Origin of the sequence: Myxococcus hansupus (assembly GCF_000280925.3) — a bacterium.
Taxonomy (GTDB): Bacteria; Myxococcota; Myxococcia; order Myxococcales; family Myxococcaceae; genus Myxococcus; species Myxococcus hansupus.
On record NZ_CP012109.1, the window covers coordinates 2,207,049 to 2,227,626 of the forward strand.

At 68.5% G+C, this 20,578-nt stretch carries 18 protein-coding genes and 1 tRNA gene; 10 read left to right on the forward strand and 9 right to left on the reverse strand.

Features of this window, described 5'->3' with window-relative positions; translation table 11 throughout:
- Nucleotides 1–2: 2 nt before the first annotated feature.
- The 5 genes from mvaD (at nucleotide 3) to A176_RS09090 (ending at nucleotide 5,738) form a co-directional block, all read left to right on the forward strand.
- Nucleotides 3–989, forward strand: a complete 987-nt coding sequence (gene mvaD / locus A176_RS09070; RefSeq protein WP_002634222.1) for a diphosphomevalonate decarboxylase — start codon at nucleotides 3–5, stop codon at nucleotides 987–989.
- Complete coding sequence (locus tag A176_RS09075; protein WP_002634223.1) at nucleotides 989–2,068, forward strand: mevalonate kinase family protein; 1,080 nt, start codon at nucleotides 989–991, stop codon at nucleotides 2,066–2,068. The genes mvaD and A176_RS09075 overlap by 1 nt, the downstream gene beginning before the upstream one ends.
- 147 nt (nucleotides 2,069–2,215) lie before the next feature.
- Nucleotides 2,216–2,680: a hypothetical protein gene (locus A176_RS38620; protein ID WP_144429519.1), complete on the forward strand. Its 465-nt coding sequence runs from the start codon at nucleotides 2,216–2,218 to the stop codon at nucleotides 2,678–2,680.
- 149 nt (nucleotides 2,681–2,829) lie between these two features.
- Nucleotides 2,830–3,564, forward strand: a complete 735-nt coding sequence (locus A176_RS09085; RefSeq protein WP_002634225.1) for an endonuclease/exonuclease/phosphatase family protein — start codon at nucleotides 2,830–2,832, stop codon at nucleotides 3,562–3,564.
- Between the two features lie 692 nt (nucleotides 3,565–4,256).
- Complete coding sequence (locus A176_RS09090; RefSeq protein WP_226994258.1) at nucleotides 4,257–5,738, forward strand: glycosyltransferase family 39 protein; 1,482 nt, start codon at nucleotides 4,257–4,259, stop codon at nucleotides 5,736–5,738.
- Nucleotides 5,739–5,741: 3 nt separating this feature from the next.
- Here the strand turns inward: A176_RS09090 and omp85 are convergent, their stop codons facing one another.
- Nucleotides 5,742–6,929 (reverse strand): Omp85 family outer membrane protein, encoded by a 1,188-nt coding sequence (omp85, locus tag A176_RS09095; protein WP_002634228.1) that lies wholly within the window; start codon nucleotides 6,927–6,929, stop codon nucleotides 5,742–5,744.
- A gap of 104 nt (nucleotides 6,930–7,033) precedes the next feature.
- Here omp85 and A176_RS09100 point away from each other — a divergent pair, with 104 nt between their 5' ends.
- Both A176_RS09100 and A176_RS09105 read left to right on the forward strand, forming a co-directional pair.
- Entirely contained in the window at nucleotides 7,034–8,659 is a 1,626-nt protein-coding gene (locus A176_RS09100) for an alkaline phosphatase family protein (RefSeq protein ID WP_420811428.1), read from the forward strand.
- Entirely contained in the window at nucleotides 8,656–9,744 is a 1,089-nt protein-coding gene (locus tag A176_RS09105) for a lysylphosphatidylglycerol synthase transmembrane domain-containing protein (RefSeq protein ID WP_044890615.1), read from the forward strand. The genes A176_RS09100 and A176_RS09105 overlap by 4 nt, the downstream gene beginning before the upstream one ends.
- 56 nt (nucleotides 9,745–9,800) lie before the next feature.
- Here the strand turns inward: A176_RS09105 and A176_RS09110 are convergent.
- From A176_RS09110 to A176_RS09140, 7 genes are all read right to left on the reverse strand, one after another.
- A tRNA-Leu gene (locus A176_RS09110) sits at nucleotides 9,801–9,884 on the reverse strand.
- A gap of 83 nt (nucleotides 9,885–9,967) precedes the next feature.
- Nucleotides 9,968–10,345 carry a 2Fe-2S iron-sulfur cluster-binding protein gene (locus A176_RS09115; protein ID WP_002634231.1) on the reverse strand — a complete coding sequence of 126 codons (378 nt, stop codon included), beginning with the start codon at nucleotides 10,343–10,345 and terminating at the stop codon, nucleotides 9,968–9,970.
- Nucleotide 10,346: 1 nt separating this feature from the next.
- A complete protein-coding gene (hscA, locus tag A176_RS09120; protein ID WP_002634232.1) occupies nucleotides 10,347–12,194 on the reverse strand; it encodes a Fe-S protein assembly chaperone HscA in 1,848 nt (615 codons plus the stop codon).
- Nucleotides 12,191–12,748, reverse strand: coding sequence for a Fe-S protein assembly co-chaperone HscB (gene hscB, locus A176_RS09125; RefSeq protein WP_002634233.1), 558 nt, complete (start codon nucleotides 12,746–12,748; stop codon nucleotides 12,191–12,193). The genes hscA and hscB overlap by 4 nt, the downstream gene beginning before the upstream one ends.
- A 109-nt stretch (nucleotides 12,749–12,857) precedes the next feature.
- On the reverse strand, nucleotides 12,858–13,256 hold the full coding sequence (locus tag A176_RS09130; RefSeq protein WP_002634234.1) for a HesB/IscA family protein: 399 nt from the start codon (nucleotides 13,254–13,256) through the stop codon (nucleotides 12,858–12,860).
- Between the two features lie 25 nt (nucleotides 13,257–13,281).
- Nucleotides 13,282–13,683, reverse strand: coding sequence for a Fe-S cluster assembly scaffold IscU (iscU, locus tag A176_RS09135; protein ID WP_002634235.1), 402 nt, complete (start codon nucleotides 13,681–13,683; stop codon nucleotides 13,282–13,284).
- A gap of 98 nt (nucleotides 13,684–13,781) precedes the next feature.
- The gene (locus A176_RS09140) at nucleotides 13,782–15,143 is read right to left on the reverse strand and encodes an IscS subfamily cysteine desulfurase (RefSeq protein ID WP_226994380.1); all 1,362 of its coding nucleotides are present in this window, start codon (nucleotides 15,141–15,143) and stop codon (nucleotides 13,782–13,784) included.
- 348 nt (nucleotides 15,144–15,491) lie between these two features.
- On the opposite strand from A176_RS09140, the gene A176_RS09145 reads away from it, so the two are divergent.
- Entirely contained in the window at nucleotides 15,492–17,390 is a 1,899-nt protein-coding gene (locus A176_RS09145; protein WP_002634237.1) for an SPFH domain-containing protein, read from the forward strand.
- A 57-nt stretch (nucleotides 17,391–17,447) separates the two neighbouring features.
- Nucleotides 17,448–18,890 (forward strand): protein-disulfide reductase DsbD family protein, encoded by a 1,443-nt coding sequence (locus A176_RS09150; protein WP_002634238.1) that lies wholly within the window; start codon nucleotides 17,448–17,450, stop codon nucleotides 18,888–18,890.
- A gap of 31 nt (nucleotides 18,891–18,921) precedes the next feature.
- On the opposite strand, the gene A176_RS09155 is transcribed toward A176_RS09150, so the two are convergent.
- Nucleotides 18,922–19,380 carry a thiol-disulfide oxidoreductase DCC family protein gene (locus A176_RS09155; RefSeq protein ID WP_002634239.1) on the reverse strand — a complete coding sequence of 153 codons (459 nt, stop codon included), beginning with the start codon at nucleotides 19,378–19,380 and terminating at the stop codon, nucleotides 18,922–18,924.
- 192 nt (nucleotides 19,381–19,572) lie between these two features.
- Here A176_RS09155 and A176_RS09160 point away from each other — a divergent pair, with 192 nt between their 5' ends.
- Nucleotides 19,573–20,472, forward strand: coding sequence for a lipase family protein (locus tag A176_RS09160; RefSeq protein WP_002634240.1), 900 nt, complete (start codon nucleotides 19,573–19,575; stop codon nucleotides 20,470–20,472).
- Nucleotides 20,473–20,578 lie beyond the last annotated feature (106 nt).

Genomic DNA, 20,578 nt, shown 5'->3' on the forward strand with positions numbered 1-20,578 from the left:
CCATGAAAGCCACAGCTCTGGCGCATCCCAACATCGCCCTGGTGAAGTACTGGGGGAAGCGGGACGACGCGCTGATTCTTCCGCACCAGTCCAGCCTGTCCCTCACGCTGTCCCCGCTGTCGGTGACGACGACGGTGGAGTTTGGCGTGGCGAGCGACCAGGTGGAGCTCAACGGACACACCGCGAAGGGCAGCGAGCGCGACCGCGTGCTGCGCCTCTTGGATGTGATTCGGACGCAGTCGAAGGCGGAGCTGGGCCCGTCCAAGGTGGTGTCGCGCGGCGACTTCCCCATGGCCGCGGGCCTGGCCAGCAGCGCGGCGGGTTTCGCGGCGCTGGCGGTGGCGGGACGCGCGGCGGCGGGCCTGTCGTCGGAGCCTCGCGAGGCGAGCATCCTGGCGCGGTTGGGCAGTGGCTCCGCGTGCCGCAGCGTGCAGGGTGGTTTTTGCGAGTGGCAGCGCGGCGAGCGTCCGGATGGTGAGGACAGCTTCGCGGTGCAGCGCTTCGACGCGGCCCATTGGCCGGACCTGCGCATGGTGGTGGCGATTCTCGACCGCGGCGAGAAAGAGGTGAAGTCGCGGGATGGGATGAAGCTCACGGTGGACACCAGCCCGTACTACCCGGCGTGGGTGAAGGACGCCGAGGCGGAGGTGGTCCAGTCCCGTGCGCTCATCGCCCAGCGAGATTTGCAGGGCCTGGGCGAGCTGTGCGAGCGCAACGCCTGGCGCATGCACGCGACGTCCTTCGCCGCCAATCCGCCGCTGAGCTACATGAACGCCGGCACGCTGGGGCTCATCCAGCACCTGAAGGAGCAGCGCAAGAAGGGCATTCCGGTGTGGTTCACGCTGGACGCGGGCCCGAACCCGGTGCTGCTGACGGACGCCGCGCACGAGGTCGCCGCGGAGGCGCTGGCTCGCGCGTGCGGCGCGGTGGATGTGATTCGGTGCACGCCCGGTGGTGACGCGGTGCTGAAGCAGGAGCACCTGTTCTGATGGAGCGCGCGCTCTCCGCGCCGGGCAAGCTGTTCCTCTCCGGTGAGTACGCCGTGCTGTGGGGCGGCGTGGCGAGGCTGGCGGCGGTGGCGCCGCGCACGGCCGCGTATGTCCGCCGACGCGCGGATGCCCGCGTGCACGTGTGCCTGGAGGAGGGGACGCTGGCGGGGAGCACTACGCCGCTGGGCGTGCGCTGGGAGCGCGAGGTCCCGGCCGGGTTCTCCTTCGTGGCGCGGGCGCTGGACGAGGCGCTTCGAGCGCATGGCCGCGCGAGCGCGGGTTTCGACCTGGCCGTGGCGCCGTCCGCGGTGGGACCGAATGGTCAGAAGCTGGGCATGGGTGGCAGTGCGTGCGCGACGGTGCTGGCGGCCGAGGGCGCGCGCTACGTGCTGGAGGAGCGCTACGACGCGCTGAAGCTGGCGTTGCTGGCGCACACGGCAGGGCAGGGCGGCAAGGGCAGCGGCGGGGATGTGGCGACGAGCTTCGCGGGGAGTGTGCTGCGCTACCGGCGCTACGACGTGGCGCCGCTGATTGAGGCGAGCAACACCGGACGGCTGCGCGCGGCCCTGGCGGAGTCGCCCTCCGTGGATGTGTGGCGACTGCCTTCGCCCCGGGTGTCCATGGCGTATGCCTTCACGGGTGAGAGCGCCTCGACGCGGGTGCTGATTGGCCAGGTGGAGGCACGGCTGGAGGCCTCGGGGCGGCAGCACTTCGTGGAGCGCTCTGATTTGCTGGGGCACGCCATCGAGGATGGGCTCGCGGGCGGTGACTTCCGGGCCTTCTCCGAGGCGGTGAAGGCGCAGCACGCGCTGCTGTTGGAGCTGGGGCCGCTGGAGACGGAGGGCATGCGCCGCGTGCTGGCCCTGGCGGCGAGCTACGGCGCGGCGGGGAAGCTGTCCGGCGCGGGTGGCGGCGACGGCTGCATCCTGTTCGCTCCGGATGCCCAGGTCCGTGCGGAGATGTGCAAGGGATTGGAAGCCCGGGGCTTCCACACCTTGCCGCTGGATGCCGAGCCCGGCGTTCGCGGTGAAGCCCAGGCGGAGCCTCGCCTGCGGACGTGGGTTGACGCGCTGAGCTGATTGCCTGTCTGTCGCGGCGGGAAAAGCACAGGAACAGTGTCTGTGATTTCGTAAGGCAGTCATCAGTTGCCGTGTCATTCCGGACGCAGCTATCGCGCCTCTCGCAACGCCGACATACTCGCGCCTCCCAACAAGGAGGCTTCCCGAATGCAACGACTTGCACGGCGTGCCTGGGTTCCAGTGGTGGCTGCGGGTGTCTTGATGACCGCCTGTGGTGGGGCGGAGTCAGACGACCTCGTCGCGCATTCTGCCGAAGACGCCCAGTCGCAAGCTATCGCGCCGCCTTCGGTGGATGCGGCGCTGTCGACTCCAGTCGTTTCTGTCTCGTGTGCCAGGACTACGGTTGAGGGCGTTTCCTGTACGACGAACGTTACTGGCGGCGTTCCTCCCTATTCCTACTACTGGGGAGTGCGCCTGTTCCTCCACTGGAACAACCGGACGTACGACTCCAGCTTCAATCCCGGCGGGGCCACCAGGTTTTCCTACTGCCACGAACCGGGCGAGGGAATACCCGCCTCGGAAGACATCAAGCCCAAGGTGTACGTCACCGACGCGACGGGCGCTCGGTCGAACACCGCGGACAACATTCACTGGTTCTCGTGCGCATTGTGACCGGCCGCGCCGTCTAGGGGACATCTCGGCAGCCGAACGCCTGGGTGCCCTCGTGGGCCTGTCACATGGGCGGGATGTAGGGCGCCAATGCGGCAGGGCTCACGTGAGCTTGCTTCATTCAACGTCGTTCATTCTTGCGTGAGAAGCCCGTGTTCAAGCTCGTATCCTCTGTCGTCCTCAGCTTCCTGGTCTCCATTGGCGTCTTCTCTCCCGACGAGGTAGAGAGGGTGTCGCTCGTCGCCACGACCACCACCGTCGCGACGCACAACACCCTGCGCGGGGAGGCGAACTTCAGGCCACTCGCGGACGTCATTGGTTGGCAGGAGGTGAGCACAGCGGAAGGACACTCCAAGCTCGAGGCGCTGGAGTACTACGACCACTATCGGCCCGGCGCGGAGCGGCTCGGAGCCCGGAACTCCATCGCCATCTCGTGGCGGAAGAACAAGTACGACATGACGGGGCAGGGCTCCCGGCTCACCCACGAAGGCGAGGCAGGGGTGACGCCTTCGCGGTTCGTCAATTGGGTCGTGCTGAAGAACAAGCAGTCCGGCGCGAAGCTGGCATTCATCAACACCCACTACATCTCCGGCGCATGGAATGGTCAGCACCCCGAGCGTCAGGCGCGTTGGCATACGCACAACGCAGTGGTGCGAGAGGTGGTCCAGGAGTTGCGCGGCCGAGGGCTCCCTGTCGTGCTGGTGGGTGACTTCAACCGTGCGGTGTCTCAGGACATCGCCGGCATGAACCACCTGCGCACGGCGGGCGTTTCCGGAGTGCCCATCGATCAAATCTACGTCAGTCAGGGCATCGGCACCGGCCCCGCCGAGCGCCTGGAGAAGTACGGCTCCGACCACTTCGCCTACTCCGCGACCGTGAGCTACTGAGTGAATGGCTGCATCTCCCCACGTTGAGGATGCTCTCTTATGCGAATGTTTTTACGTCGTGCCTTGCTGCCGGTTGCGTTCGCGGTTTCGATGACCACTGCCTGCGGAGGCTCGGAGATCGACGGTGGCGTCAACGCTCCCTCCGAAGACGCTCAGGAACACGCTGTCGCGCTGTCTTCCGTTGAATCGGACCTTGCCGTTCCGGTTGTCTCTATTTCCTGCGTCCGAACGTGGGTGACAGACCTGAGCTGTACCGCGAGTGTCACCGGAGGCGTTCCGCCCTATTCCTACTCCTGGGGCGACCGTACGTATTTGATAGAAAACCGCCAGACGTATGAGTCCAGCTTCAGTCCTGGCGGCGATACGGAGGGCTATTATTGCTTCAGGCCGACACGGGATCGCCCCATCGTTGAGCACCTTACGCCCAAGGTCTACGTCGTTGATGCCCTGGGGACTCCATCAGCCATTGTCTACAACGCAAGTTGGTTCCCCTGTACATAGCCCGCCGCAGGGGCCTCGGCGTTTCAACTCCACCCTGCCGCAGCCGGGACAACGCGCCTCGGCACGAAGCATCTGAACGTTGGCCTGCTCCGGTAAGTGGTCCGGGGCAGGCCTCGCTCGCATGTTCTCACCACGATTGACGGCGTCTGGTGCATGCTGGCGCGGTGAGCACCGGCGACCGCTTGACTCCCGTGACAACCATTTTGCGGCATCCCTGGGCGCCCTTGCTCCTCGTGGGCGTGGGGGCGTGGCTCCTTCGCGTCGCGGCGTTCTTCAACCGGAACGGGGCGCTGGGCTACCCGGTGGACTTCGACGAAGGGGTCTACTTCAGCGCGGCCGCGCTCCTCGCGCACGGCGTGCTGCCGTACCGCGACTACTTCTTCGTCCATCCGCCCGGCATCGCCGTGCTTTGGGCTCCGGTGGCGGCGTTCGCTCGCGTCATGGACGTGGATTCGGTCCTCGCCGCGGTGCGGTGGTGTGTTCCCGCCCTGGGGGCGCTGAGCACGGTGTTGTCTGGCCGCATCGTCCAGGAGCGATGGGGAACACGCGCGGGTGTGGTGGCCGCGCTCGTCTACGCCGTCCATCCCGAGGCTTCCGCCTCGGACCGCGCCATGGTCCTGGAGCCGGTGCTCAACCTGGCGTGTCTGGGAATGGCCTGGGTGTTGTTGCGCCCAGCGGAAGGACGCGAAGCCTGGCGCCGTGATGTCGGCGCGGGCGTGCTGCTCGCGACCGCCTGTGCCGTCAAGCTGACGGCGGGCGTGTGGGTGCTGGCCACGGTGTGGGCGCTCGGAGGGGGCGGCGAGTGGCGACGGGCGCTGAGGACGGTGGGCGCCGCGGCGGTGGCCGGGCTCGTTTGGATGGGGCCTTTCCTGGTGATGGCGGCGGAGCCCCTGTTGGAAGGGCTCCTCCGGTTTCAAGTGCTGCGGCCTCCCGACGGGGTGCTGGAGCCCTCGATTCGCCTGCGCCTGCTGATGGGAGAGAGCCACTGGGGCGTTTCGGTGCTGAGCCTCTTGGGACTCGCCGTTGCCCTGGTGCGCTCCAGGCGGCGCGATGCGGTCGCGGAGCGGTTGTTCTCCGTGGCAGGGCTCCTGACGGTCGCCGTCTTCCTGTCGTCCAAGAGCTTCTTCAGCCACTACAACGCGAGCCTCGCGCCCGTGACGGCCGTGCTCTCGGGACTGGGCGCTTCGTGGGTGCTGGCCTGGGCGGACCAGCGCTCCCGGCGCTTCGCGGTGGCCGCAACGGGGGTACTGGGGCTCACCGCGCTCTCGACGTTGTCCGAGGCCATCCGTTTGTCCAAGCAGCGCGACCGTGGGCTCCTGGTCATCGGCGGTGCGATTCGCGCCGCCGTGCCGGCGGATGCCTCGCTCTGTGCCTTCGAGCCCGGGTGGGCCATCGCCGCGGGCCGCCTGCCCGGCGTGCCCTTGGGAAACCCCATCCTGGTCGACCCCTACGGCTTCATGCTGCACGGCGCGGTGGGCGCCACCGCGCGCTTCGCCACGGCGGCCGCGGCCTTCGAGGATGAAAGCACCCAGCACACCGTGAAGCCCCTGTTGGAGCGCTGCGACTACCTGGTCCTCCTCGGTCGAGGCGAATGGCAGTTGTCCGCGGCCAGCGAGCGCTGGGTGGGCGAGCGCTTCACGCGTGAAGGCGACGTGTGGAAGCGCCGCCCGTGAGCGTCAGAACATGTGGCCGAAGGTGACGTAGAAGCGCTGGCGTCCGGAGCCGGTGGACACCGCGTAGTCCGTGCGGACCACCGCCGCGCGTCGGGAGAATCGCAGGCCTCCGCCGACGCCCGGGTGCCAGTGCCACCACTTGCCGTCCGAGACTCCCGGGTGCCACACCCGGCCCAGGTCCACGAACGCCACCGCGCCCACCTTGAGCTGTTGCCCGAGCACCTGGAACCGAGCCGCCTGATAACGCAGCTCCGTGTTCATGAACGCCTTGATGTTCCCGGCGAAGCGGTTGCGCTCGATGCCGCGCACGCTGTTCATGCCACCAATGCCTTCGGACACGTTGACGCCGCCCGTGTTGCTCCATTCGTAGAACGGCACGTCGCCAAAGAGCATGTCCAACGTCATCCGGTGCGCCAGCGTCAGCCGGGGAGACAGCGCGAAGTAACGCCGCTCGCTCAGCGTGAGGCCCACGTAGTGATAGCGGTTGCCCGTGGCGTTGCCGGACACGCGCAGCGAGAACTCCTCCACGCCGCCGCGTTGGGGCTCTGATTCGGAGTCGCGCGTATCCCAGAGGAAGCCCGCGAGGAGCTGGCCCATGTTGCCGCCGTCCATGCCCAGCGGCTTCTCCATCGACAGCATGGACCGCTCGTAGGCTTCCACGCGCATGTGCCGCCAGCCGTAGCCCACGTAGGACTGGAGCGGGTGTTCGTCTCCGAAGGGGTGCCCGCGCAGCCGGAGCCAGAAGCCCGGCGTTCCCTTCTCGAAGTTGTACAGCTCGTTGTTCACGTCCCCTCGGAAGTCCGGCGCGGACTGGTTCCCCGCGCCGAAGAAGGGGCTGCGAATCTCGCGCCGGTAATCCAGGCGGCCTTCCACGCGGAGCGGGCCCAGCAGTCGAGGTCCGTCGTACTTCAGGGAGTGGTTCTGCACGCCCCGATTGCTGAAGAAGAACTGCGCGCTGATGGCGTGTGCATAGGGCTTCTTTCCCGGCGCGTAGAGGTACATGCCGCCCACGGCGCCGTAGCCAAAGCCCTGGTCCGAATTGAAGCTCACCAGCGGGATGGCAATCGCGTCGAAGCCCGTTGTCTTCACAGGCTCCAGTCCGGGCGCCACGCGTGCGCTGGCCGCAGGGGTTGCGCTCAGGCTGGCGATGAGGACGACCGCGACGGGAATGAACATGAGGGGGGCCGACATGGACGCCCCGCCACCTGTTTTTCTTCCCCGGGCCATCAGTCGTGACGCCCGCTCGGCTGCTGTCCGGGAGGGCGATGTTCACTCCAGGGCGGCTGCCCACTCACATGGCCATCTTGCCTGCCGGAGGAGGGGAGGCGACACGCGTGAGCGCTGTGATTCCACCGGCGATGCACCTTTGGGCGCATGGACTCGTGCGTCGGGTCCGAGTGCAGGTGCCACCATCGCCCGCTCGCAGGGCGAGGAAGCTGCTCATCGTCCACCTGGACGGAGTGCCCAAGGGCTTGCTCGACGAAGCGCTCGTCGCGGGCCGCATGCCGTTCTTGTCGAGGCTCATCCGCTCAGGACAGTTCCACCTGGACGAGGCCTTCTGGGGGGCGCCCACCTCCACGCCTTACTTCCAGGCAGGGCTGCTCTACGGAATGCGCCACTCCAACCTGCCGGCGTACTCATGGTTCGATCGTGAGCTGGGCCGCAAGGTCCGGATGAACACGCCGACGGACGCGCTGACCATCGACCAGCGGCTGCGTGGCGCGGGCCGTACCAGCCTGCTCGACGGCGGCGGCCACGGGTACTTCTCGCTGTTCCGCGCGGGGGCGGAGAACGCGCTCAGCATGAGCACGCTGGCCAGCTTCGAGCAGATGTCCCGCGCCTTCTCCTACGAGATGATGGGGCTGCTCAGCGCGCGCACGCGGAGCGTCTGGGACTACCTGCGCTCCCTGGGCATGGACACCTGGGCCGCCGCGCGCGAAGTCATCCACTGGGCCCGCGGGCTTCACGACTGGCGTCACGAGCCCGCGTTCCTGTTCAGCCATGTCTTCCTTCAGCGGTTGGGCTGGAGCTTCGCCTTCACCAAGGCCCTGGTGGACATGGCCCGGGGAGTGCCCGTCGTGTATCTCGTCTATGGCAACTACGACGAGGTCGCCCATCGTCGTGGGCCGCGCTCCCAGTTGGCGCAGGCGGAGCTCCACCGCGTGGACACGTACCTCGCGGAGCTCTACGCCGTCGCGGGCGCGGCGGAGCAGCCCTACGACGTCGTCATCCTCTCCGACCACGGACACGTGGACTGTCTCCCGTGGGAGCAGCGCAAGGGGCAGTCACTGACGCAGTGGCTGCTGGCGCCCCACGGCGACGGCCCACTCCATGACGACCTCGTGCAGGGCCTGTGCGAGGGACGGCCGCGCCCGGCTCCGGACTCCACCCCACGCGCCCCCTTCACGCCCGTGGCCATCGAGTGCGGCAACTTCGCCCATGTGTATCTGTCCGGTGAGCCCCGGCCCCTGGACGCCAGGGCGTTGCTCGCGCGCCATCCCGAAATCCTGGCGCGCGTGACGCGGAGCCCGGACATCGGCATCGTGGCCCTGCGCCGAGGCAACGGGGCCGTAGCGCTCGTGCGCGACGGCGTCTACACCGTGGACACGCTGGACCGGGCGCCCCTGTCCTCCGAGTTCAGCAAACGCGCGGTGGCGGACTTCCTGCGAGTCCTCCCGACGATGTCGACCGCCGGGGACCTGGTCCTCTTCGGCGAGGCGGTGCAGCGCGGAGGCACGGTGGGCTTCGCCTGGGAGTTCGGCTCACACGGCGGGCTGACGCGCACGGAGGCCAACAGCCTGGTGTGCTGGCCCGCGAAGGCGCCCGTGGACCTGTCCAATCTGTCCCACTGCGCGCAGCTCCATGAACGGCTCGCGGCGACGTACCTCGACTCCACCCCTCGACTCCGGTTGGTGCCGTGAAGGGGCGGGCGAGGCATCCCGGAGGCCGGGCGTTGCTCAAGGTGCTGCTCGCCGTCTTCGGGCTCGTGCTCTCCGTCGTCCTGCTGTCCACGGCCTTCTTCAAGTGGCATCTGGGCGGGCCGGGGCCGTTGCTCACGCCGCGCTTCCCCCTGGGGCAGTTCGTGAGGGACTTGCCCGGCCACCTCGTGTGGCTGGTGCCCTTCATGCTGCTGCAGGCCTCCCTCATCCCGCTGCGCGCCGTGCAGTGGCAGCGCACCCTCCGCCGGCCGGTGCCGTTCAAGGAGCGCTACCACCTGGTGGCCATTGGCGCCTTCGTCCACAATGCGCTGCCGGGGAAGCTGGGCGAAATCATGCGCTCGTTCCTCCTGTCCCGGACGCAGCGCATCCCCTTCCTCCGCTGCCTGGGCTCGGTGGGCGTCTGCAAACTGATGGAGTTCGCGGCGCTGATGTTGCTCGTCACGCTGTCGCTGCTGGGCCCCTTCGGCCAGACGCTGTCCCGCTTCGAGGGCGAGCTGAAGGTGGCCGTGTCACTCTGCGTGGGGCTGGTCGCTCTGGTGGTGCTGCTGGCGCACTGGTCCGGGCCGCTCGCCTTCGCCCTGCACAAGCGCCACAAGCTGCCCCGGGTGGAGGGATTCCTCCACCACGTCAGCGAAGGCCTGGGCACGGCGCGCTCCTTCACCGGCATGGCGAAGGTGTTCGTCTTCTCGGTGGGGCCGGTGCTGGCCTCCGCGCTCGCCTACGGACTGGCGCTCCACGGCATCGGCATCTCCGGGGGCCTCTTCGCGGGGGCGGTGGTGCTGGGCGCCATCTCCCTGGGGCAGTCGCTCCCGGGTGTCCCGGCGGGCATGGGCATCTACTACTTCGTGACGAGCTGGGCGGCCCGCAGTCTGGGGGCCTCGCCGGAGGACGCGGCGGCCTTCTCCACGCTCACGCACCTGGGGACCGTCATCAGCCAGGTCACGGTGGGGGCCATCTCCGTTCACCTCCGGAAGATTCGCATCCGGGATTTGCGGAAGGGCGGCAGCCTCGCGCGGGAGGCGGCGAACCACGTGGCGCATGACGCCGTGGAGCCCGCGAGACCCTGACCCCTGAAAAGCGAAAAGGGGCCCCGGTTTGAAACCGGGACCCCTTCTCAACTTCATGCCCAGGAGAGGACTCGAACCTCCATGCCCTTGCAGGCGCTAGACCCTGAATCTAGTGTGTCTACCAATTCCACCACCTGGGCGGGCGGTGCATCGCGGTGCGGCGCTGCGATGGGCCGGACGTATAGAGCCACTGCTCCGCCCCGTCAAGCACTACGTAACAACCTCACTTCTTCAGCGGCCATTTCCCCTCGGCTTCGAGGGAACGGCGCAGGACGGGGTTCTCGTCCATGAACGCGGTGAGGGACTCCTCGGTGATTTCGACGAGGATGTCCTGGCTGCCCAGCTCCGTCTGGCAGGACAGGCGGGAGTACGGCCGGACGTCGAAGCCCATGTCCAGGCGGTCCGCCTCCGCGTCCGTCTGCTCGCTCAGCGAGTCCAGGCCCTTGCGGACCCAGATGTGACAGGTGGAACAGCCGCAGACGCCGCCACAGCTATGACCCACCTGGGCGCCGCAGGCCTCGGCGGCGTCCAGCAGGGTGGTGCCGGTGGGCACGTCGGCGCTGACCTCGGCCAGGGGGCTCTTGAAAGTCACCTTCGGCACGTCAGTAGTCCTCCACGGAGTGGCCGGCCACCACCTGGGTGATGGCCTGGTTCATCACCCGCTCGATGAAGGGGCGCGACGCCTCGTCCAGCGCGTGCACGGCCTCCTTCAGCTTCAGGTGGTCCTCGCCCTTCATCCGCTCGCGCACCTGGGCGATGGCCGCGTCGATGGTGGCGCGCTCCCCGTCCTGGAGCAGGGAGCCGTGCTCCCCGAGCTGCCGGTCCGCCTCGGCCAGGACGCGCTCGGCGTCCACCCGCTGCTCGCGGACCTGCCGGGCCTGGATGTCGTCCTCGGCGTAGTCGATGGAGTCGAGCAGCATCTGCTCGATCTCCTCATCCGTGAGCCCGTGGCTGGGCTTCACGGTGATGGACTGGCTGACGCCGGTGCTCTGCTCCTGGGCGCTGACGGAGAGGATGCCGTCCGCGTCCACCTGGAAGCGGACCTCCACCCGGGCCATGCCGGCGGCCAGGGGCGGAATGCCGGAGAGGGTGAAGCGCGCCAGGCTGCGGTTGTCCTCCACCAGCTCGCGCTCGCCCTGGAGCACGTGCACGTCCAGGCCCGTCTGCCCGTCCTTGAACGTGGTGAACACCTGGCCCGCGGTGGTGGGGATGGTGGAGTTGCGCTGAATCAGCTTCTCCACGATGCCGCCCATCGTCTCCAGGCCCAGGGAGAGGGGAATCACGTCCAGCAGGAGCACGTCGTCCTGCCGGTCCGCCGTGGTGAGCAGGTTGGCCAGCACGGCCGCGCCCATGGCCACCACCTGGTCCGGGTTGATGTCGCCCAGGGGCTCGCGGCCGAACAGCTCCGCCACGTACTTGCGCACCGCGGGCACGCGCGTGGCGCCGCCCACCAGGATGACGCCGTCCAGCTCCCCGGCCGTCACGCCCGCGTCCTTCAGCGCCCGGCGGCACACCGTGCCCGTCTTCTGGACGTAGGGCTGAATCCACGCGTCGAAGTCCTCGCGCGTCACCGTGTGCGACTTGCCGCCCGCCGTCAGCTCCACGGACGCCGCGTCGGTGAGCGCCTCCTTCGCCTTGCGCGAGGCGGCCAGCACCTCGGCCACCAGCGCGGGCTCGGGCGCCTCGGAAGCGCCCAGCGCCTCCAGCACCCGCTGGGCAATCGCGCGGTCGAAGTCGTCGCCGCCCAGCGCGGAGTCGCCGCCGGTGGACTTCACCTCGAACACGCCGTCCACCAGCTTGAGGATGGAGATGTCGAAGGTGCCGCCGCCCAAATCGTAGACGGCGAAGGTGCCCTGGCTGCCCTTGTCCAGGCCGTAGGCCAGCGCGGCGGCGGTGGGCTCGTTGAGCAGCCGTAGCACCTCCAACCCGGCGAGCCGGCCCGCGTCCTTGGTGGCCTGACGCTGGGCGTCGTCGAAGTAGGCCGGCACGGTGATGACGGCTTGCTCCACCTTGGTGGAGAAGTGGGCCTCGGCCCGTCGCTTGAGGGCGCGCAGCACCTCGCCGGAGACCTCGATGGGCGTCACCGGCGTGCCGCCGGCCACATCGAAGCGCACCACCTTGGCGCCGGGCACGAACTTGTAGTGCCCCAGCTTGCGCGTCTCCGCGTCGTCCGGGCTGCGGCCCATGAAGCGCTTCACGGAGGCGATGGTGTCGGTGGGGTGCTCGGGCGCGAGCTTCCGGGCCCGGCTGCCCACCACCACGCCGCCGTCCTTGGCGTAGTGGACCACGGAGGGCAGCAGCAGCGAGTCGCCTTCGTCCACCGGGACGCAGACGGGCTGGTCCTTGACCACCGCCGCCACCAGCGAGTTCGTCGTGCCCAGGTCGATGCCCACCGCCTGCCCCTTGGGCTTCAGCGGGTCGTGAATCTGAAGGTATCCGTTCTTGCTCACGCCTGAATCTCCTCCTCGAACGCGTCCACCTGCTCGAGGAAGCGCGTGAAGTAGCGCACCCGCCCTAGCGCGTGCGATGCCTTTCTCACCTCATCCTGCCCGCCAGACCCCGGCTCGCTGGCCTCCAGGGTGCGGAGCACCCCGGCTGCCTCCGTGAGCGCCGCCTTCTTCCGGGCCTCCACGTCATCCGCCATGCTCCGGGCGCGGCCCAGGTCCTTCTTCGCCATGGCGGAATCCAGCGCCTCGCGCAGGTCCATGACCTCCTCGAGAAACGCCAGCGGCATGTCCTTCTGGGCGCCCGCGTCCTCGCGGTCCAGGTCGATGCCGTGGAGCTTGAGCAGGTAGAAGGCCCGGCGCACCGGGTCCTTCAGCGTCTTGAAGGCCTCGTTGAGGGCGGTGGTGCCTTCCAGGGCCTGCAGGCGCTCGCGCGCGCTGGCCTGTGCCACGCGGTCCGGATGGAGCTGCAACGACAGCTCGCGGTACTGCTTCTCCAGCGCCGGCACGTCCACGTCATAGGCGCGCTTCAAGCCGAAGACGTCGAAGTGGGTCCTCACGGGGGCTCTCCAATGCGGGGAGGGGACAAACGAAAAGGGCCCGGCGGCTGGCCGGGCCCGCGTGGCGGCGGCTCCACCCGAAGGGACGGGTGGAGCGCGTGCTGCCGCGTCAGACGGAGAAGCTCTCTCCGCAGCCGCAGGCCGCCTTGATGTTGGGGTTGTTCAGCTTGAAGCCCGAGGCCATGAGCGTCTGCTCGAACACCAGCTCGGTGCCAATCAGGTACAGGTAGCTCTTCGGGTCCACGAAGACGCGCACGCCGTCCTTCTCGAAAATCTTGTCGCGCTCGCGGGACTTCTCCGACCACTCCATCGAGTACTGGAGGCCCGAGCAGCCGCCGCCCTTCACGGCCAGCCGCAAGCCCGCCTCGGGCGTCTGCCGCTGCTCCAGCAGCTCCTTCAGGCGGGCCACCGCGCTGTCCGCGATGGTGATGCCCTTGGGGGGCTTGGCCACGGGCGCGGTGGCAGGCGCCTGGCGCTGCGTCGTCTCCTGGGTCGCCTGCTCGCTCATGGTTCGCCTCTCCCTTTCCCGGACGTCAGGACGCCTTGGCCTGACGCGCGGCGCGCTTCTTCTTGAAGTCCTCGATGGCCGCCTTGATGGCGTCCTCGGCCAGCACGGAGCAGTGAATCTTCACCGGCGGCAGCGACAGCTCGCGGGCCACGTCCTTGTTGGAGATGGTCATCGCCTGGTCCACCGTCTTGCCCTTCACCCACTCGGTGACGAGCGACGACGAGGCGATGGCCGACCCGCAGCCGAACGTCTTGAAGCGGGCGTCCTCGATGAGCCCGTCCTCGGAAATCTTGAGCTGGAGCCGCATCACGTCACCGCAGGCGGGCGCGCCCACCAGGCCGGTGCCCACGTTCGGGTCTTCCTTGTCGAGCGTCCCGACGTTCCGGGGGTTCTCGTAGTGCTCGATGACCTTGTCGCTGTAAGCCATGCCTGCTCCTTCAACGGATGCTTCTCACCAAAGGTTCCGGAGGGCAACGCCCACCGGGCGAGGGGGCCGGGGCCCCCCTGTCTGCCTGGGAAGGCGCGCTAATGCGCCGTCCACTCAATGCTCTTGAGGTCGATGCCTTCCTTGGCCATCTCGTAGAGCGGGCTCATGTCGCGCAGCTTGCGGACCTTGTCCACTACGAGGTTCACCACGTAGTCGACCTCTTCCTCGGTGGTGAACCGGCCCAGGCCGAAGCGGATGGAGCTGTGCGCCATCTCCTCGTCCACGCCCAGCGCGCGCAGCACGTAGGAGGGCTCCAGGGAGGCGGACGTGCACGCGGACCCGGAGGACACCGCCACGTCCTTGATGCCCATCATCAGGGACTCACCCTCCGCGTGGGCGAAAGAGATGTTGAGGTTGCCCGGCAGCCGGTGCTCCAGCGAGCCGTTGAGCGTCGTCATGTCCAGCGCGTCCGTCAGGCCCTTGCGCAGCTTCTCGCGCAGGCGAAGGATGCGCGCCGACTCCTCGGGCAGCTCCTTGCGCGCGATTTCGGCCGCCAGGCCAAAGCCGACGATGGCCGACACGTTCAGCGTGCCGGAGCGCATGCCGCGCTCATGCCCGCCGCCGTCGATGATGGGCGCGATGCGCACGCGCGGCTTGCGGCGCACGTACAGCGCGCCAATGCCCTTGGGGCCGTACATCTTGTGGGAGGTGATGGACGCCAGGTCCACCTTCATCGCCTCCACGTCGAAGGGCACCTTGCCGATGCCCTGCACCGCGTCGCAGTGGAAGAGCACGCCCTTGGAGCGGCACAGCTCGCCAATCTCCGCGACCGGCTGCACCACGCCAATCTCGTTGTTGACGAACATGATGGAGACCAGCACCGTCTTCGGGGTGATGGCCTCGGCCAGCTTGTCCAGGCTCACCCGGCCGTCGGGCTCCACATCCAGATAGGTGACGCGCGCGCCGCCGGTGGGCAGCTCGGCCCACTTGCGGTACGTCTCGTCAGAGTCCACGTCGTACTTGGACAGCAGCTCCGCCTGGTTGTCCTCGGTGACGTCCTGGCCGGCGAGCTGCCCCAGCCGCAGCAGCTTCAGCTCGTCCAGGCGCTCCTGCCGCACGCGCTCCAGGCGCTTGCAGGTGTCCAGGATGGCCTTGTGCTCCGTCTTCAGGGTGATGATGTGGTCACCCTTGGACTTGTAGTACTCGATGACCCCCTTGATGGCGAGGTTGTCGGACTCGGTGGCGCCGGACGTGAAGACGATCTCCTGCTCGGCCGCGCCGATGAGCTCCGCCACCTGCTGACGGGCCTTCTTCACCGCCGCCTCGGCCTTCCAGCCGAAGACGTGATTGCGGCTGGAGGCGTTTCCGAAGTCCTCTCGCAGGTAGGGCAGCATCGCCTCCAGCACCCGCGGGTCCAGCGGGGTGGTGGCGTGGTTGTCCATGTAGATCGGCAGCTTCACCATTGCTTCCAACACCTTCCTGGAGGGGACGTCGACCGGCGCCCTGAGAGGGCCTTTGCCGCGGGGGGCCTACACCGGCACACCTTGAATGTGGACCGGACTGGTCAAATATAAAAAGGGGCCCCTTCGGGTCAAGCGAACATCCGGAGCGCGGGCGGCGCCGGTGCGTGCTCCCAACAGGCCGTCTTAAGTAACGCTGCACCGGCACGGGGCAGTCCGCGTGCGCCGTCCTGGTGCGGGGTGCTCCGGAATGGCGCGGCCCTCCTGGCCAACCTCTTGATTTCCCGGCGAGCGCCCCTCTGGCCGGCTGCCTGCACCGGGGGGGAGGCACTACAGGGAGGCAGGCACATGAGCGCGAAGCAGACGGCCCGGTCCAAGGAAGCGCCGGAGACCCCCGAGGGGGGCGCGAGGACGCACCTGGTCCGGATGGAGGGAGGCGGCGGTTCTCTGGAGCAGCCGCGCTACGCGGAGGGTTGGCGCGCCGGGAAACCCACGGAGGACCCGGAGAAGATCAAGCGCTGGGGCCTCATCACCGCCCGGCCCAGCGAGTTCCTGGTCCACATGCGGCGCGGCCGGGTGCGGGAGATCAGCGGCCAGGGCGCGAGCTGCTTCAAGCTGCCCGGGGACTCGGTGGCCATCGTCCCCACCAGCATCCAGCGGCTCCAGTTCTCCGCGGATCAGGTGACGCAGGAGAAGGTGGGCGTGCAGGTGACGGGGCTGGCTGTGTACCGCATCGCGGATCCGCTGGTGGCCTTCCGCATGCTCAACTTCTCCTTTCCGGAGCGCGCGCAGGAGAAGCTGGCGGAGCTGCTGCGGGAGATGTTCGTCGGCGCCGCGCGGCGGCTGGTGGCGAACCTGACCGTGGAGGAGTGCCTCTCCAAGCGCAAGGAGGGCATCGCCGGGGAGCTGATGCGGGAAATCGCGCCGGTGCTGTCCGGCCGGGGCCGCCCGGAGGATTCGACGGACGCGGGGTGGGGCGTCCTCCTGGACACGATTGAAATCCAGGACGTGCGCGTCCTGTCCTCCACCGTCTTCGGCAACATGCAGGCGCGCTTCCGCCACGAGCAGGAGCGGCAGGCTCGCGAGGCGGAGCTGGCCAAGGAGCGCTTCGTCCACCGCGAGGAGACGGAGGCGGAACGGCAGCTCAGCCTCCAGCGGCTGGCGGCCGAGGAGGAGGTGCGTCAGAAGAAGCAGACGTCGGAGGAGCAGGCCCGGCTGGAGGCGCTGGCGGTGGAGGCGCGCGTGGCCGAGGCGAAGCTCGCCCAGGAGCGCACGCTGAAGCAGGAGCAGGCCAGCGTGGAGCGCGAGGTCGCGCTGGCGAAGATGGCCGCCGAGCAGGAGGTGCGCCAGAAGAAGCAGGTGGCCGACGAGCAGGCGAAGCTGGACGCGCTGTCCGCCGAGTCCCGCCTGTCCGACGCGAAAATCGTCTCCGAGCGGGCGCTGGCCGTCAGCCGCGCGCAGGTGGAGATGGAGAAGCTCCAGCGTGAACAGGACGCTGAAGTCGCCCGCCAGCGCGTGGCCCTGGAGAAGCTCAAGCGCGAGCAGGAGTCGGAGGCGGGCCGCGCGAAGCTGGAGCTGGAGAAGCTGAAGCTGGCGCAGGAGTCCGAGGCCGCGCAGGCGAAAATCGAGCTGGTGCGGCTCCAGCGCGCGCAGGAGGCGGAGAACGCCAAGGCGCAGCAGGAGCTGGCGCGGCAGCAGCGTGAGCAGGAACTGGAGCTGTCCCGGCAGCGGCACGAGCAGGAAGTGGAGCTGGCGAAGCTGCGCCGCGAGCAGGAGGCGGCCGCCGCCAAGGCCGAACTGGAGCTGGAGCGCCTGCGCCTCGAACACGAGCATGCGACCGCGTGGAACGACGTGCAGATGGCCTCGCACCAGCAGGAGGCCGCGCGGCTCCACGCGGAGCTCCAGGTGGTGCAGGCCCGGAAGGCCATCGTCGAGACGGAGGTGGCCATCGCCGAGCTGAGCGTGCGCAAGGACCAGGCGCAGCAGGAGCTGGAGCTGGGCAAGGCCCGGGCGCTGCGCGACATCGAGAACAGCGTCAGCGCGGAGGTCATCCAGATGACCCTGGCGCGGCAGTTGCCGCAGGTGGCCGCCGCGTTCCAGCAGAAGATGGGCGAGGTGCATGTCACCGCGGTGGATGGGGCCAACCCCTTTGGCTACATCGCCGCCGCGGTGGAGGGCGTCATGGGGCTGGCGCGCTCCGCCGGACTCAAGACGCCTGCCTCCCCGCCTGCTGCTCCAGCACAGTAGCCCGGGGGCCCGGGCCTGCGTATACAAGGAGGCCTGCGACCACGGAGTCACGCGCGCATGGATGCGAAGAAGCTGGGAGTGATGGCGGTGCTGGCCGGAGTGGCGGTGGCCGTGGTGCCGTGGCTGCTGCCCGCGGGCCCCACCGCCAACCTGGATGCCGCGCGGTTCCTGGAATCCGGAAGTCTCGCGGTGGGCGCGGCGGTGGTGTTCGCCGGCGGATTGCTCACCGCGATGACTCCCTGTGTCTATCCGCTCATCCCCATCACCGTGTCCGTCTTCGGCGCGCGCAAGGCGGAGGGCCGGGGGCGCGCGCTGCTCCTCACGTCGTCCTACATCGTGGGCATGGGCGTGGTGTTCAGCGCGCTGGGCGTGCTGGCCGCGAAGACGGGACAGGCGTTCGGTTCGATGCTGGGGCACCCGGCGGTGGTGACGGGGCTGGCGGTGTTCCTGCTGTTGCTGGCCACGTCCATGTTCGGCGCCTTCGAGCTGGCGCTGCCGTCGTCCTTGCAGACGAAGCTGAATGACGTGGGCGGCGCGGGTGTGGCGGGCGCGTTCTTGATGGGTAGTGTGTCGGGCTTCCTCGCCGCGCCGTGCACCGGGCCGGTGCTGACGGGCCTGCTGGCCTTCGTGGCCAAGACGGCGAACACCACGCTGGGCGCGTCACTGCTGTTCGTCTACGCGTTGGGCATCGGCGTGCCGTTCTTCCTCATCGGCGTCTTCACCGTGCGGCTGCCGCGCGGCGGCGTGTGGATGGAGTGGGTGAAGAGCGTGCTGGGCATCATGCTGGTGGCGCTGGCCTTCAGCTATCTGAAGGATGCCTTCCCCTGGGCGCGTGACGTGGTGAAGGGGCTGGGGCTTCAGGTGGGCCGGGTGCCGGGCGCCATCATCGCCGCGGTGCTGGTGACAGTGGGTGTGGCGCTGGGCGCGGTGCACCGCTCCTTCAAGGAGGGCTCGCGTGAGTTCTTTTTCAAGGCGCTGGGCGTGGTGCTCGTCGTCGGGGCGCTCGTGCTGCGCGGCGGCGCGCTGGACGGCGGGCAGGTGGGCACGTTGTGGGTGAACCTGGGGCTCGCCAAGCCGCCGCGCGCGCCGAGCTGGCAGTGGCATCACGTCATGCCGGCGAAGCAGGCCACATTCTCTCCCGAGGCCTTCGACCAGGTGCTCGCCCAGGCGAAGGAGGATGGGCGGCCGGTGCTCATCGACTTCTTCGCGGACTGGTGCGCGGCCTGCAAGGAACTGGACCGCGACACGTATCCGGCGCCGGTGGTCATCTCCGAGTCCGACGCGGGGCGCTTCCTCAACATCAAGATTGATGCGACGAACAGCGAGGACTCGTTGGACGCGCTGCTGGAGCGCTTCGGCGTCGAGGGCCTGCCCACCGTCGCGTTCATCTCGCCGGAGGGCAAGGTGCTCACGAAGCCTCGGGTCACCGGCTTCCTGGCTCCGAGTCCCTTCGCGACGGAGATGAAGAAGGCTCGCTGCGAGGACGTCAACGCCTGCTGAGGGCGCGGCCGGGGTCGTCCCGACGCGACCGTCAGGTGGACGATTCGGGGAGGAAGCGGGCCCGCAGCGCGGGCGTGGGGATGCGGCACTGCGCTTCACGGCCGAACCAGCGGTAGCGGTTGCGCGCGATGATTCGGTAGACGAGGTCGCGCAGCGGCCGGGGCACCACGATGAAGGCGTAGAGAAAACGCCACGGCCCCTTCAGCATCCGGGCGACGCGGAGCGCGGCCGTGGACCGCTCGTACAGCTTGCCGTCCTGCAGGAGGACGAAGCTGTCAGGCTCCTCCTTGGGCACGACGCCGTGGGGCGCCAGCAGCGCGGCGGCTCGCTGGGATTGCAGGGCGGTGAAGCGGATGCGCGCCTGCGGGTCCCGGTCGATGATGAAGAGGACCGTGCCGTTGCACAAGTTGCACACGCCGTCGAAGAGCACCACCGTGTCCGAGGACTGCGCGCTGGCTGCTTCGGTTCCTGAGGGAGATGCACCGGCCATGATGCGGCAAGCCTAACAGCCGGTGCTACCGGGTGCCTCCGAAGCAGCGGGGAATTCCTGGTGTCACGCTTCGCTGCCAGGCTCGTTTGGGCGTGTCTACAAACCGCGCGCCTTTTTCTCTGCCTGCTGGAAACTTTTCCCGGCTGGGTGTGACAACATTCGTAGTCCCTCCATTCCCCCCAGGAGCCACCATTGACGCAGCCCATCTCGGCCCGGACGCGTCCGAAGACGACTCCTGCCGCCCGCGCGGCCACGGAGTCGTCGGCCCCCGTGGAGGTGACGAGGGACTCGCGCTTCTCGTCGGACTTCAAGAGCTGGCTGCAGCAGAACGGCTATGGCGGCTACGCCTTCGCCCAGGGGGATGTGCCCTCCTTCGGAGGCCGCGCTCGGCCCGGCGAGAAGCTCGCGAACGAGCCTGTCGTCTTCATCCACGGCAATGGTGACAGCGCCGCCGGGTGGGAGAAGTCCATCGAGCACTTCGCGTCCCAGGGTTACAAGCCCTCGGAGATGTACGCGATGACGTGGGGGCCGCAGAATCCGATGCTCGCCAGCCAGCAGCACCACTCGCGCGAGTATAAGGAAGAGGTTCGTGCCTTCATCCAGGCGGTGAAGGAGTACACCGGGGCGGAGAAGGTGGACGTCATCGGGCACTCCATGGGCGTGACGCTCGCGCGCAAGGCCATCCAGGGCGGTGACGGCTTCGACCCCTATCCTGGAGGGGGCTCCTACGACCTCGGCGCGCCGCTGACAGGCTCCGTGGACACCTTCGTGGGCATCGCGGGCGCCAACCAGGGCCTGGCCTCGTGCGTCCTCACGGGCGACCTCCTGCCCACCTCCAACCGGCAGACGGGCCTGCATCCGCAGTCAGCGTTCCTCAAGGACCTCAACGCCGAGTCGGGCTTCGAAGGCGAGCACGTCTACAGCATCTGGTCCCAGTCGGATCAGGTCATCGGCATGGGGCTCGCGAAGTACACCTCGCCCATTCCGGGGCAGGACGGCCAGAAGGTCTACAACACCTATGGCCACTTCGGTTCGAGGGACCTGAGCGTGGAGACGCAGTTGGAGATGATCAAGGACCACAAGGTCCGCTGAGGCGCGCTCCCGCTGGGGACGACGGCGTGCCGGTCCCTCCACGGAGTGTGTCTGCGCGGCCGCAGTGCCTGCGGAATGGCCCGGCGTTGGCTTTGCATAGCGTCCG